The 14,460-nt window shown below is 60.1% G+C and carries 4 protein-coding genes and 3 rRNA genes; all 7 read left to right on the top strand.

All coding sequences use genetic code 11. The features are described from left to right. Positions 1-97: 97 nt before the first annotated feature. The gene (locus M1D88_RS19595; RefSeq protein WP_458112382.1) at positions 98-3,127 is read left to right on the top strand and encodes a glycoside hydrolase family 2 TIM barrel-domain containing protein; all 3,030 of its coding nucleotides are present in this window, start codon (positions 98-100) and stop codon (positions 3,125-3,127) included. Positions 3,128-3,703: 576 nt separating this feature from the next. Then, positions 3,704-5,227 (top strand): 16S ribosomal RNA (locus tag M1D88_RS19590). 564 nt (positions 5,228-5,791) lie between these two features. Next, a 23S ribosomal RNA gene (locus tag M1D88_RS19585) occupies positions 5,792-8,925 on the top strand. A 228-nt stretch (positions 8,926-9,153) separates the two neighbouring features. Beyond that, positions 9,154-9,270: ribosomal RNA gene (gene rrf, locus M1D88_RS19580) — 5S ribosomal RNA — on the top strand. Together the 16S, 23S and 5S rRNA genes form the textbook arrangement of a ribosomal RNA operon. 501 nt (positions 9,271-9,771) lie before the next feature. Continuing rightward, positions 9,772-10,056 carry an HU family DNA-binding protein gene (locus tag M1D88_RS19575; RefSeq protein WP_247046834.1) on the top strand — a complete coding sequence of 95 codons (285 nt, stop codon included), beginning with the start codon at positions 9,772-9,774 and terminating at the stop codon, positions 10,054-10,056. A 151-nt stretch (positions 10,057-10,207) separates the two neighbouring features. Further along, positions 10,208-12,352 carry a cytochrome c oxidase assembly protein gene (locus M1D88_RS19570; protein WP_458112381.1) on the top strand — a complete coding sequence of 715 codons (2,145 nt, stop codon included), beginning with the start codon at positions 10,208-10,210 and terminating at the stop codon, positions 12,350-12,352. After that, the gene (locus M1D88_RS19565) at positions 12,352-14,343 is read left to right on the top strand and encodes an NHL domain-containing thioredoxin family protein (RefSeq protein WP_458112380.1); all 1,992 of its coding nucleotides are present in this window, start codon (positions 12,352-12,354) and stop codon (positions 14,341-14,343) included. Before M1D88_RS19570 ends, M1D88_RS19565 begins: the two co-directional genes overlap by 1 nt. Positions 14,344-14,460 lie beyond the last annotated feature (117 nt).

The following is a 14,460-nucleotide window of genomic DNA, read 5'->3' as shown; positions in this document are numbered from 1 at the left end:
TTCTTGACCTGCCGTACTGTTGTACCCAGTCCGTGAACGTTCACGTTTCCACAATCCACCAACGAATCCCGCAGAATCAGCGAGACGAGGAACACTTATGTCAGTCGAATCATTGCCCGACGCACGGGATCTTCAGCAGTCCCCGCTCCAGCCCACCACCTCCATGGTGGAACGCCACCTGGAACTCGGCGGGGGACGCGTGGCAGCGCTGGCATCGGTTGCCCCGGCTGAAGGGACACTTCCGGCCAGAGCGTTCCTTGACAGTGATGCTGCCCGGCTGTCGCTGAACGGAACATGGCAGTTCCGGCTGTTACCGGGCATCAGGACAGCACCCGAGGATAGCTGGCAACTGGGCCAGGACCTATCCGACTTCACAGAGTTGCCTGTGCCGTCAAGCTGGTCAATGCACGGCCACGGCAGCCCCGCATACACAAACATCCAGTACCCGTTCCCTGTTGAGCCGCCCCAGATTCCGGAAGCCAACCCCATCGGGCAGCACGTTTTTGAATTCACGGCCGGCCCGGAATTTTTCCCTCGGGCTGTGCTCCGCTTCGACGGCATTGAATCTGCAGGAAAGGTGTGGCTGAATGGCCAACGCCTTGGCACCACGCGCGGCAGTCGGCTGGCCCATGAATTCGATGTCGCGGGCGCTCTGGCTGAAGGTGCAAACGTCCTTGCCGTCGAGGTAGCCCAGTTCTCCGGAGCAAGCTACCTTGAGGATCAGGACATGTGGTGGCTTCCCGGCATATTCCGGGACGTCACCCTCCAGGCTCGGCCGGCAGGAGGAATCGACGACGTCTTTGTGCACGCTGAGTTCGACCACCTGCGGGGCGAAGGAATCCTTCGTGTGGAGGCGAGCCGGGACGGTGAGGCGATTGACGCCGTCGTGCGTATTCCGGAGCTGGGACTGGAACTCGGTGCCGGCGCAGAACACGTGATTCCCGGAATAGAACCCTGGTCGGCTGAGGCACCAAAGCTGTACCGGGCCAGCGTCAGCACCGCAGCTGAGTCCATCGAGCTTCAGCTCGGATTCCGCTCGATCAGCATCGAGGACGCCCAGTTCAAGGTGAACGGCAAGCGCATCCTGCTCCGCGGCGTGAACCGCCATGAGCACGACCCCAAACTGGGCCGTGCGGTGCCCAGGGAGCTGATGGTCAGCGAACTGCGGCTCATGAAGCAGCACAACATCAATGCCATCCGGACATCCCACTACCCGCCTCATCCCGAATTTCTGGCCCTTGCTGACCAGCTCGGCTTTTATGTGGTCCTCGAGTGCGACCTCGAAACCCACGGGTTTGAAAGCGGTGGTTGGAAGCAAAACCCCAGCGACGATCCTCAGTGGGAGGCCGCGTTGCTGGACAGGATGCGGCGCACCGTGGAACGGGATAAGAACCACGCTTCGGTGATTATGTGGTCGCTCGGCAACGAGGCTGGTGCAGGTAGGAACCTTGCTGCAATGTCACGCTGGGCGAAGCACCGGGATCCGTCACGGCCCATCCACTATGAAGGCGACTGGAGCTGCGCCTATGTGGATGTCTACTCGCGGATGTACGCGACCCACGCGGAGACCGAGCTGATCGGCCAGGGCGTGGAGGAACCCCTCGAGGATCCTGCCCTTGATACGCGTCGCCGGGCCATGCCCTTCGTCCTGTGTGAGTACGTTCACGCCATGGGCAACGGACCCGGCGGAATGACCGAGTATCAGGAACTGTTTGACCGCTACCCACGTCTCATGGGCGGCTTTGTGTGGGAGTGGCTGGAGCACGGCATTACCGTTACTGGAGCCGACGGTCGGGAGCAGTTTGCATACGGCGGTGACTTTGGTGAGGAAATTCACGACGGCAACTTTGTGACCGACGGCCTCGTGGACGCCAACCGCAAGCCCCGGCCCGGACTGTTGGATTTCAAGAAGGTCATCGAACCCCTCACGCTTTCTGTAGCGGTGGACTGGTCCGGCTTCACTCTGCGCAACGGCTTCGATTTCGCTGACACATCTGCCTTCAGCTTCCGGTACGCAGTGGTGGCCGACGGCGTGACGCTCGACGGGGGGAGCGTCGCCTTGGCGCCTGTGGCGCCGGGCGAAGATGTGTTTGTTGAGCTGCCTGCCGGCTTGCTGCAGCTCCCTGCCGGCGGTCCGGCGGTTCTGACCGTCAGCGCTGTTCTGGGCGAGGACACCGACTGGGCCGATGCCGGTCATGAGATCGCCTGGGGCCAAGCAGCCGCCAACCTCAACGGTCCTGGCACGCTCACAGCGCACGCGTCTGTTCAGGAAGAAGGCAACGAACTTCGGCTCGGCCCGGCCGCTTTTGACCGCATCACCGGAGAGCTGAGGCGGTTGGGCGACCTGTCCGTGGAGGGGATGAAAGTCACCTTGTGGCGCGCCCCCACTGACAACGATCTGGGCAGGGAATGGAGCGACACGGACCCCCGCACAATAGAACGGCGCTGGTTGGACGCGGGACTAAACCGGCTCCATTCCCGGCTGATCAGCATTTCGGCCGTTTCAGCTGAAGACGGCGGGGAGATGCTGTTGGTCCGTACCCGGATGGCTCCAGCGGACAAGCAGTACGGCGTGCTGGTGGACTACGCGTGGACCAGTGACGGCACCAGCGTAAGCCTGAACACGTCCGTTCGCCCCGACGGGGACTGGATAGACCGGGGGAACGCAGTCCGCTGGGCCAGGGTTGGAGTTGAGCTGATCCTGGGAGCCGAAACGCAGAACGTCGAGTGGTTCGGCCAGGGCCCGTACCAAAGCTACCCGGATACCGGCCAGGGCACTCGCCTGGGGTGGTATGCACTTCCCCTGGATGAGATGGACGTCGAGTATGTTCGGCCTCAGGAAGCGGGGGCAAGGTCGGGAGTACGTTCGGCTTCCTTGGAGCTCGACGCCGGATCGCTCAGTATCGCCGGTAACGACTTTGCGCTCACCGTCCGTCCGTACAGCCAGCAAGTGCTGGACGCCGCGACGCATCGCGAGGATCTGAGCCGCGACGGCCGGAGCTACATCTACCTGGATGCTGCCCGGGAGGGCGTTGGCACCGCAGCCTGTGGACCGGGAGCACTGGAGCCCTACCAGCTAACTCCCCGGGATGTTGATTTCACGGTGGTGCTCACCGCCGGGATGTAGGCCCCATGTGACTCACGCCATAAAGGCGGCGCCCGGCTGATTTCCGCCGCCGTACGTTCAGGAGGGGTCCCAAATCCTTGGTTTTCCGGGGATTCTGGGACCCCTCTGACGTGTGCGGAGCTGATTTGTGTTGCGGATGGGCTGCGTGTATTGTTTTCTAAGTCGCCGCGAGGGAGACCAGCGAAGAGCTGGTTACCGGAGAGCGGCCAACCCCCTGAAAACAGCCTGAAAAATGGTTCGCTGATTTGCGTGCCGTATACAGGCGGGGCCGGTTATCTGAAGCTGACATCGCGGAAACGCTGATTTGCAAAGCATTAGGAAACCGGGTAAGTTTGAAAAGTTGCTCCGGAGCGATCCACGGCTGGGTTTTGGTTGTGGTGGTGCCGGGTGTGTCTGTTGTTTGAGAACTCAATAGTGTGCCAAGTTTGTTGATACCAATTGTTTTATTGATTGGTTGAATTGGCCAGGTTGTCCACCCCGTGGATGGTCTGGTTTTTTTGGCTGGTTTCAAATTTTGTGCGGCCGGGTTTCCGCGTTTTCCCGTGGTTCCTGGTTGTGTTTCGTTTTTGTTTTACTTCAACGGAGAGTTTGATCCTGGCTCAGGATGAACGCTGGCGGCGTGCTTAACACATGCAAGTCGAACGATGAAGGGAGCTTGCTCCTGGATTAGTGGCGAACGGGTGAGTAACACGTGAGTAACCTGCCCTTAACTCTGGGATAAGCCTGGGAAACTGGGTCTAATACCGGATATGACTCCTCATCGCATGGTGGGGGGTGGAAAGCTTTTTGTGGTTTTGGATGGACTCGCGGCCTATCAGCTTGTTGGTGAGGTAATGGCTCACCAAGGCGACGACGGGTAGCCGGCCTGAGAGGGTGACCGGCCACACTGGGACTGAGACACGGCCCAGACTCCTACGGGAGGCAGCAGTGGGGAATATTGCACAATGGGCGAAAGCCTGATGCAGCGACGCCGCGTGAGGGATGACGGCCTTCGGGTTGTAAACCTCTTTCAGTAGGGAAGAAGCGAAAGTGACGGTACCTGCAGAAGAAGCGCCGGCTAACTACGTGCCAGCAGCCGCGGTAATACGTAGGGCGCAAGCGTTATCCGGAATTATTGGGCGTAAAGAGCTCGTAGGCGGTTTGTCGCGTCTGCTGTGAAAGACCGGGGCTCAACTCCGGTTCTGCAGTGGGTACGGGCAGACTAGAGTGATGTAGGGGAGACTGGAATTCCTGGTGTAGCGGTGAAATGCGCAGATATCAGGAGGAACACCGATGGCGAAGGCAGGTCTCTGGGCATTAACTGACGCTGAGGAGCGAAAGCATGGGGAGCGAACAGGATTAGATACCCTGGTAGTCCATGCCGTAAACGTTGGGCACTAGGTGTGGGGGACATTCCACGTTTTCCGCGCCGTAGCTAACGCATTAAGTGCCCCGCCTGGGGAGTACGGCCGCAAGGCTAAAACTCAAAGGAATTGACGGGGGCCCGCACAAGCGGCGGAGCATGCGGATTAATTCGATGCAACGCGAAGAACCTTACCAAGGCTTGACATGGACCGGACCGGGCTGGAAACAGTCCTTCCCCTTTGGGGCCGGTTCACAGGTGGTGCATGGTTGTCGTCAGCTCGTGTCGTGAGATGTTGGGTTAAGTCCCGCAACGAGCGCAACCCTCGTTCTATGTTGCCAGCACGTGATGGTGGGGACTCATAGGAGACTGCCGGGGTCAACTCGGAGGAAGGTGGGGACGACGTCAAATCATCATGCCCCTTATGTCTTGGGCTTCACGCATGCTACAATGGCCGGTACAAAGGGTTGCGATACTGTGAGGTGGAGCTAATCCCAAAAAGCCGGTCTCAGTTCGGATTGGGGTCTGCAACTCGACCCCATGAAGTCGGAGTCGCTAGTAATCGCAGATCAGCAACGCTGCGGTGAATACGTTCCCGGGCCTTGTACACACCGCCCGTCAAGTCACGAAAGTTGGTAACACCCGAAGCCGGTGGCCTAACCCCTTGTGGGAGGGAGCTGTCGAAGGTGGGACTGGCGATTGGGACTAAGTCGTAACAAGGTAGCCGTACCGGAAGGTGCGGCTGGATCACCTCCTTTCTAAGGAGCACCTACAGTCACCTTGCCTCATGTATGTGAGTGTGGAGGGGTTGTCAGGAGTAAAGGCCCATTGCGCAGGCGATTGTTCTGCGGTGGGTGCTCAAGGGTGGAATATCAACGAATAGGTGCCTGGTGGCACGGGCCGGTTATTAGTACGGATCCTGGTTGCTCTTCTCCTTTGTTGGGGTGGGGTGCGGGGTTCAGGAAGGTTTCCGGTGCGGGTTGTTGGGTGGTGTTTGGCACACTGTTGGGTCCTGAGGCAACAGGGCCGGGGGAAGGGGTGACTCTTTGTCCGGGTTTGTTTGTTTCTGGTTTCCTGGTCGGACCGATCATGCACGTTTTTTGCTCCCTTTGGTGGGGGTGTGTGTGGGGTGTGTGGCATGGGGTTGTTGTTTGAGAACTACATAGTGGACGCGAGCATCTTTTATAAGAAGCAATTTCCAAGAATATGAACCTGGATCTGTGCTGCGGATGTGGTTGTGCTGTTCCCTTCGGGGTTTGGTGTGGCTGTGTTTGTGGTGTGGTTTCCATAGGTTCTCTCGAAATGTTTTTTTGATCTTTTGTGGTCAAGTTTTTAAGAGCACACGGTGGATGCCTTGGCATTAGGAGCCGAAGAAGGACGTAGGAATCTGCGATAAGCCTGGGGGAGTCGATAACCGGACTGTGATCCCAGGGTGTCCGAATGGGGAAACCCCGCCAGACGCGCGAGTGATCTGGTGACCCGCATCTGAACACATAGGGTGCGTGGAGGGAACGCGGGGAAGTGAAACATCTCAGTACCCGCAGGAAGAGAAAACAACAGTGATTCCGTTAGTAGTGGCGAGCGAACGCGGATCAGGCTAAACCGTTCCATGTGTGATAGCCGGCGGGCGTTGCATGGTCGGGGTTGTGGGACTTTCCGTTCTGTCTCTGCCGGGACAGTGAGGTGAGAGTACGGGCATAGGTGAACGGTCTTGAAAGGCCGGCCAGAGAGGGTGTGAGCCCCGTAACCGAAATGTTGTGTACCGCCTGGAGAGTATCCCAAGTAGCACGGGGCCCGAGAAATCCCGTGCGAATCTGTCAGGACCACCTGATAAGCCTAAATACTCCCTAATGACCGATAGCGGACCAGTACCGTGAGGGAAAGGTGAAAAGTACCCCGGGAGGGGAGTGAAACAGTACCTGAAACCGTGTGCTTACAATCCGTCGGAGCAGCCGCAGCTTGCTGTGTAGTTGTGACGGCGTGCCTTTTGAAGAATGAGCCTGCGAGTTAGTGTTACGTCGCGAGGTTAACCCGTGTGGGGAAGCCGTAGCGAAAGCGAGTCTGAACAGGGCGTTGCAGTGGCGTGATCTAGACCCGAAGCGAAGTGATCTACCCATGGCCAGGTTGAAGCGACGGTAAGACGTCGTGGAGGACCGAACCCACTTCAGTTGAAAATGGAGGGGATGAGCTGTGGGTAGGGGTGAAAGGCCAATCAAACTTCGTGATAGCTGGTTCTCCCCGAAATGCATTTAGGTGCAGCGTTGCGTGTTTCTTGCCGGAGGTAGAGCTACTGGATGGCCGATGGGCCCTACAAGGTTACTGACGTCAGCCAAACTCCGAATGCCGGTAAGTGAGAGCGCAGCAGTGAGACTGTGGGGGATAAGCTTCATAGTCGAGAGGGAAACAGCCCAGACCACCAACTAAGGCCCCTAAGCGTGTGCTAAGTGGGAAAGGATGTGGAGTTGCGAAGACAACCAGGAGGTTGGCTTAGAAGCAGCCATCCTTAAAAGAGTGCGTAATAGCTCACTGGTCAAGTGATTCCGCGCCGACAATGTAGCGGGGCTCAAGTACACCGCCGAAGTTGTGGCATTCAGATTTTTGCTAAGCCCTTGTGGTTCAGGCGTCTGGATGGGTAGGGGAGCGTCGTGTGGGCAGTGAAGTCGCGGTGTAAACCAGCGGTGGAGCCTACACGAGTGAGAATGCAGGCATGAGTAGCGAAAGACGGGTGAGAAACCCGTCCGCCGAATGATCAAGGGTTCCAGGGTCAAGCTAATCTGCCCTGGGTAAGTCGGGACCTAAGGCGAGGCCGACAGGCGTAGTCGATGGACAACGGGTTGATATTCCCGTACCGGCGAAAAACCGTCCATGCTGAACAGGGGATACTAACCGCCCGAGACCTGACCGATCACCCTTGTGGTGTGAGGTTTTTGGTGGAGCGCGGGACCTGATCCTGGGAGGTAAGCGTATTAACAGGTGTGACGCAGGAAGGTAGCCGAGCCGGGCGATGGTTGTCCCGGTCTAAGGATGTAGGGCGAACGGTAGGCAAATCCGCCGTTCATGATGCCTGAGATCTGATGGGACTCCCGTAAGGGGGGATTCGGTGATCCTATGCTGCCTAGAAAAGCATCGGCGCGAGGTTTTAGCCGCCCGTACCCCAAACCGACACAGGTGATCAGGTAGAGAATACTAAGGCGATCGAGAGAATTATGGTTAAGGAACTCGGCAAAATGCCCCCGTAACTTCGGGAGAAGGGGGGCCCCCATCGTGATGGACACTTGCTGTCCGGAGCGTGCAGGGGCCGCAGAGACCAGGGGGAAGCGACTGTTTACTAAAAACACAGGTCCGTGCGAAGTCGCAAGACGATGTATACGGACTGACTCCTGCCCGGTGCTGGAAGGTTAAGAGGACCGGTTAGCCGCAAGGCGAAGCTGAGAATTCAAGCCCCAGTAAACGGCGGTGGTAACTATAACCATCCTAAGGTAGCGAAATTCCTTGTCGGGTAAGTTCCGACCTGCACGAATGGAGTAACGACTTCCCCGCTGTCTCAACCATAAACTCGGCGAAATTGCAGTACGAGTAAAGATGCTCGTTACGCGCAGCAGGACGGAAAGACCCCGAGACCTTTACTATAGTTTGGTATTGGTGTTCGGAGTGGCTTGTGTAGGATAGGTGGGAGACGTTGAAGCCCGGACGCCAGTTCGGGTGGAGTCATCGTTGAAATACCACTCTGGTCACTTTGGACATCTAACTTCGGCCCGTAATCCGGGTCAGGGACAGTGCCTGATGGGTAGTTTAACTGGGGCGGTTGCCTCCTAAAAAGTAACGGAGGCGCCCAAAGGTTCCCTCAGCCTGGTTGGCAATCAGGTGTCGAGTGTAAGTGCACAAGGGAGCTTGACTGTGAGAGAGACATCTCGAGCAGGGACGAAAGTCGGGACTAGTGATCCGGCGGTACATTGTGGAATGGCCGTCGCTCAACGGATAAAAGGTACCTCGGGGATAACAGGCTGATCTTGCCCAAGAGTCCATATCGACGGCATGGTTTGGCACCTCGATGTCGGCTCGTCGCATCCTGGGGCTGGAGTAGGTCCCAAGGGTTGGGCTGTTCGCCCATTAAAGCGGTACGCGAGCTGGGTTTAGAACGTCGTGAGACAGTTCGGTCCCTATCCGCTGCGCGCGCAGGAAATTTGAGAAGGGCTGTCCTTAGTACGAGAGGACCGGGACGGACGAACCTCTGGTGTGTCAGTTGTACTGCCAAGTGCACCGCTGATTAGCTACGTTCGGATGGGATAACCGCTGAAAGCATCTAAGCGGGAAGCTCGCTTCGAGATGAGATTTCCATACACCTTGTGTGTGAGAGGCCCCCAGCCAGACCACTGGGTTGATAGGCCGGATGTGGAAGCGAGGACTAACGACTCGTGAAGCTGACCGGTACTAATAGGCCGATAACTTACACCACACACCACCCCCGCAAACGAACTTCAAAAGCGTTTGCACCCAGGGGGCGGTAAAAAGAAAACAAGACTGCTTGCGTCCACTATGTGGTTCCCAACCAACAAACCCGCACCACCGGTTTGCTGACAAGGGAACACAACTGAATAACAACACCACACCTGCCCCCCAAAGGGCAGAGAGAACATGTTGTAACCACCAGATTTCCCACCCCCAGGGGTACGGGACACAGGGTTACGGCGGTCATAGCGTGGGGGAAACGCCCGGTCCCATTCCGAACCCGGAAGCTAAGACCCACAGCGCCGATGGTACTGCACCCGGGAGGGTGTGGGAGAGTAGGTCACCGCCGGACAACCATTAAAAAAGGGTCGAGAGCCCCAACCACACACGGTTGGGGCTCTCCCTCATTTAACCCCCCCAACCACGAACCGGGCAGCCCTCGCCCAGTTCCCGCGGGCAACAGGGCAACCCTCCCTCACCTCCCGCGGGCAACAGGGCAACCCTCCCTCACCTCCCGCGGGCAACAGGGCAACCCTCCCTCACCTCCCGACCCCGGAACCGGCGAAATGTGAAGGAGCATCAGGCCGGAACCTGCGAAACGTGAAGGAGCGTCAGGCCAGAACCTGCGAAAGGTGAGGGAGCGTCAGGCTACGACCTGCGAAAGGTGAGGGAGCGTCCGCTCTGGGCGAAATATGCCCTCGAAAGGGGAGATTTCCCGTGTTTTTCCTCAAAAAGTGGCGGAAACACGCGGAATTTGCAGCCCTCCTCGCGGCAAGCTGGTAAGTTTTCGAACAGTGGCTTGTACGCATGCCGCATGCAGGCTCCAGAATCATGACCGTCCAGGAGGACATAAATGGCTAAGAACCGTAGTGAACTTGTTGCAGAGGTAGCAGGCAAGGCCGGCACCAGCCAGGCAGCCGTCAACTCCGTGCTGGATGCACTGTTCGAGGTTTTCGAGACCTCTGTCGCCTCGGGCGAAAAGATCACCATCCCGGGCTGGCTCGCAGTTGAGCGTACCGACCGCGCTGCCCGCACCGGCCGCAACCCGCAGACCGGCGAGACCATCCAGATCGCCGCTGGCCACAGCGTCAAGCTGACGGCAGGCTCCAAGCTGAAGGCTGCTGTCTCCAAAAAGTAGAGTCTTCTTCCAGGCTTAGAGGGAGCGGCGGCCTACGGGCTGCCGCTCCTTTGCCGTTTAACCCACGCCGCTATTTGCCTCGCCCCCCGCAGACCCCCATCACCAGACCCCCCGATTCGCGGAGTTCACCGGTGTAGCGGACAATGGATAGGTGCCTTCCGCATCAAAATCCCCCTCCACAGCCCCAACGCTGCCACCCTCAGAAGGGCAGCGGGGAGCCGCCGGCGTCCTCGGCGTCTCAAGGCCGTGGCTGTTGGGAGGCCTGCTCGCAGTAATTCTCGGCCTGGCAGCGGCACTGCTTTTCTCGGGGGCTGCAACCGCCCGTGACGTCTCCGATCCGGGAGCTTTTGTCCGGTGGGGGCTGCCAATCAGCAAAGCCGCCCATAACGTCTCGCTGGCCACAGTAATCGGTGGGCTCATCTTCGCGGTAGCCATCCTGCCCCGATCCGTCGGCGGATCCCGCTCCAGGGACAACGAATCGCCGGAGCACCCTGCCTTTACGAGGGCATTGGCTGTGGCCGCTGCGGCCGGTGTGGCGTGGACTCTGTCCGCCATCGCCGTCCTGGTGCTTACTTACTCGGATGTCGCCGGCCAAGCCGTCGCAGGAGACGCAGAATTCACGCGCGCCCTGGCGTACTTCATGACGGATATCGAAACGGGCCGGGCATGGCTGGCCGTCGTCATCATCGCTGCCGTGGTCACCACCTCACTGTTTGGCGTGCGGTCCCTCACAGGCCTGGCGCTGACCCTCATACTGGCGCTGGTCGGCCTGGTGCCGCCAGCCCTCGTCGGCCACTCTTCCAGTTCGAGCGATCACGAGGGCGCCATCAACTCCTTGGGCCTGCACGTGATGGGAGTAACCGCCTGGGTGGGCGGAATCATCATGTTGGCGGCCCTGTCCGGAATCCTTACCGGCTCCAAACCGGCAGGAAAGACCGACATCACCGAAGCCGTACTCCGCCGGTTTTCAGCTCTTGCCGGCTTCGCCTTTGTCCTGGTCTTCGCCTCGGGCGTGATCAACGCCAGCATCCGCCTCACCACTTGGAACGATCTGTTCGGCTCGGCTTACGGCCAGCTGGTGGTGGCCAAAGCCATTGCCACGCTGGTGCTGGGCGCCATTGGACTCATGCACCGGCAGTGGATCATCCCGCAGCTGAGCCGGGCAGGAGCCGCGCTTTCAACCCGGCGGGTTCTTTGGCAGCTGGTCATAGCGGAACTGTTGATCATGGGTGCGACGTCGGGCATCGCCGTCGCTCTGGCACGTTCAGCCCCGCCCCAGCCCACAACGTACGCCCCCAACGCCTCACCTGCCTTCATCCTCACCGGCTACGAGCTTCCACCCGAGCTGACCCCGGAGCGCTGGCTCACCGAGTGGCGGTTGGACTGGCTGTGGATCACCGTGGCTGTCTTCGGGCTTGCGGCCTACATCCTCGGTGTGCGGAAAGTCCTGCGGCGCGGTGACAAATGGTCCTGGTTCCGCACCATCAACTGGGTCATCGGTCTTCTGATCCTGACCTACGTTACGTCCGGTGCGCCGTCGGTCTATGGACGTGTGCTTTTCTCGGCGCACATGGTGGACCACATGGCGCTGACCATGGTAGCCCCCATCTTCCTGGTGCTCGGATCGCCGGTGACTCTTGCCCTGCGCGCCCTGCCTGCCCGCTCTGACGGTTCGCGCGGGATCAGGGAATGGCTGCTGCTGTTTGTGCATTCCCGCTTCTCGAAACTGGTCACTCACCCACTCTTCGCGGCAGCCAACTTTGCCGGTTCGATTGTCCTTTTCTATTTCTCCGATGCCTTCAGCTTTGCCATGCGGGAGCATGTGGGCCATGAACTCATGAATCTGCACTTCGCACTGACCGGCTACATTTTCGTGCTGACCATGATCGGTACTGATCCGTTGCCTCAGCGTGCCCCTTACCCGATGCGGCTCCTGCTGCTCCTGGCGACTATGGGCTTCCACGCCTTCTTCGGTGTTTCCATCATGGGCGGCACCGGTTTGCTGGCCGCTGATTACTTCGGCAACCTGGGCAGGTCCTGGGGACAGCCAGCCCTCCTTGACCAGCAAACAGGAGGTGCCGTGGCGTGGGGAATCGGCGAGGTACCCACGTTACTGGTGGCGATCGGCGTCGCAGTGATGTGGTCCCGCTCCGATGAACGGGAGACCCGGCGGACCGATCGGGCGGCGGACAGGAATAACGACGCCGATCTGACTGCTTACAACGATATGTTTGCCAAGCTGGCCGAGCGTGATGCCAAGGTTGCCGAACGAAACCAAAAGCTGGAAGGACGCTGATGAGCGACACCGTACGCACCCACCTCCGGGTCCGCGCCTCTGAACTCGTGGGCAGGGGTTGGCTCAACACGGGTGGAAAGTCACTGGACCTGGAATCACTGCGCGGCAAGATCGTGTTACTGGATTTCTGGACCTTCTGCTGCATCAACTGCCTCCACGTACTGGATGAGCTGCGGCCTCTCGAGGAGCAGTACTCCGACGTCCTCGTCACTGTCGGGGTGCACTCGCCGAAGTTCGAGCACGAGGCCGATCCTGTGGCCCTTGCGGCCGCAGTGGAGCGTTACGACATCCACCATCCGGTCCTGGACGACCCCGAGCTGGAAACGTGGAAGGCCTACGCTGCCCGCGCCTGGCCGACGCTGGTGGTGGTTGACCCCGAGGGCTACATCGTGGCCCATCTGTCCGGCGAAGGCCATGCTGACGGCCTGTCCGTGCTAATCCCTGAACTCATTGCCACGCACGAGGACAAGGGCACGCTGCACCGCGGAAACGGTCCGTACGTGGCTCCGGAGCCGACGTCGGGAACCCTGCGTTTCCCGGGCAAGGCGCTGTACCTGCCTGCCGGGCGTGGAACTGCGGCCGGAGACGCCACCGGAACGCCATCCGACGTCGGATCCTGGCTCCTGACTGATACCGGTCACCACCGTCTGGTGGAACTCGATACCGACTTCCAGACCGTCCTGGGTACTTTTGGTTCCGGGATCAAGGGCCACGAAGACGGCCCTGGCGCGGGTCCGGACGCAACGGCCCGCTTCAACGAGCCCCAGGGCCTTGTTCTGCTGCCGGAAGACGTTGCCGTCGAAGCAGGATACGACGTCGTCATTGCCGACTCCGTCAACCATCGCCTGCGCGGACTCTCACTCACGGACGGAACGGTGAGGACGATCGTCGGCAACGGCGTCCAGCGTCTCCTCGAAACCGGCCCCGCCCGAGTGGACGAGGACGGCGCGGGCTTCGGCGGGTCCCTGGGGGATCACCCCCTGGATGTCTCGCTCAGCTCACCTTGGGATGTGGTGTGGTCCAGCAAACTGGATGCTGTCGTGATCGCGATGGCCGGCGTGCACCAGATCTTCGGCTTCAACCCCCGCTCAGGCGCCGTCTCCATCCTCGCCGGAAACGGACTTGAAGGCCTCCTGGACGGCGATGCGCATGAGGCATGGTTCGCCCAGCCCTCAGGCCTGGCTGAAGACGCTGACGGCAACATCTGGGTAGCGGATTCTGAGACTTCTGCCCTGCGCAAACTGGTGATTGACGATTCCGGCTCTGTCACGGTGCAGTCCGCCGTTGGCAAGGGCCTGTTCGATTTCGGCTTTCGTGACGGAGAGGCCTCCGCCGCCCGCCTGCAGCACCCCCTCGGCGTGACGGTACTGCCTGACGGTTCCGTCGCTATCGCCGACACCTACAACGGGGCAGTACGACGTTACGACCCCGTGGCCGGCACGGTCTCCACTCTGGCCCGGGGACTTTCGGAGCCGTCCGACGTCATCGTGGATCACACCCAGGTCGCGGGAAGTGAGCCCCTGCTGGTGGTGGTTGAAGCCAACAAACACCAACTGGTCTACGTCCCGATTCCCAAGGAAGCACAGCAGGTGGACGAGGGCGCTGTGCAGACCCACCGGCCCAAGAGCCCCGTGGCGCCTGGGCCCATGGAGCTAACGGTCCGATTCACGGCTCCCACCGGGCAAAAGCTGGATGACCGCTGGGGTGACCCCACCCAGCTGAAGATTTCCTCCACACCCCCTGAGCTCCTGGTATCCGGGGCCGGAACCTCTGTGGGCCTGCTCCGCACGCTGGAGCTTGCCTCCGATATCCCGGAGGGGATTCTGCACATCACGGCGCGCGCTGCGGCCTGTGACGGTCCTGAGACGGCCGACGGCGAGATCCCTGACCACGCTGCCTGCCACCTGTATCAGCAGGACTGGGGTATCCCCGTTCTCCTGCAGCCCGACGGCGACACGGAACTCGTGCTGGATCTGCGCGGCATGGACTAGGAAGACTGGACGGTGGGCCGCCGCCAGAGGCCGTCCTGCGGTCTTCGGCGGCCGTTCTGGGGACGGCCCGCCGTCGGCGAGTACCGCCGTCGACCGGTACCCGCGACCGGTCCCCGC

Source organism: Arthrobacter sp. R1-13, from assembly GCF_054161475.1.
Note: the sequence above shows the minus strand (reverse complement) of the source record. Positions and strands in the feature narration are given on the sequence as shown.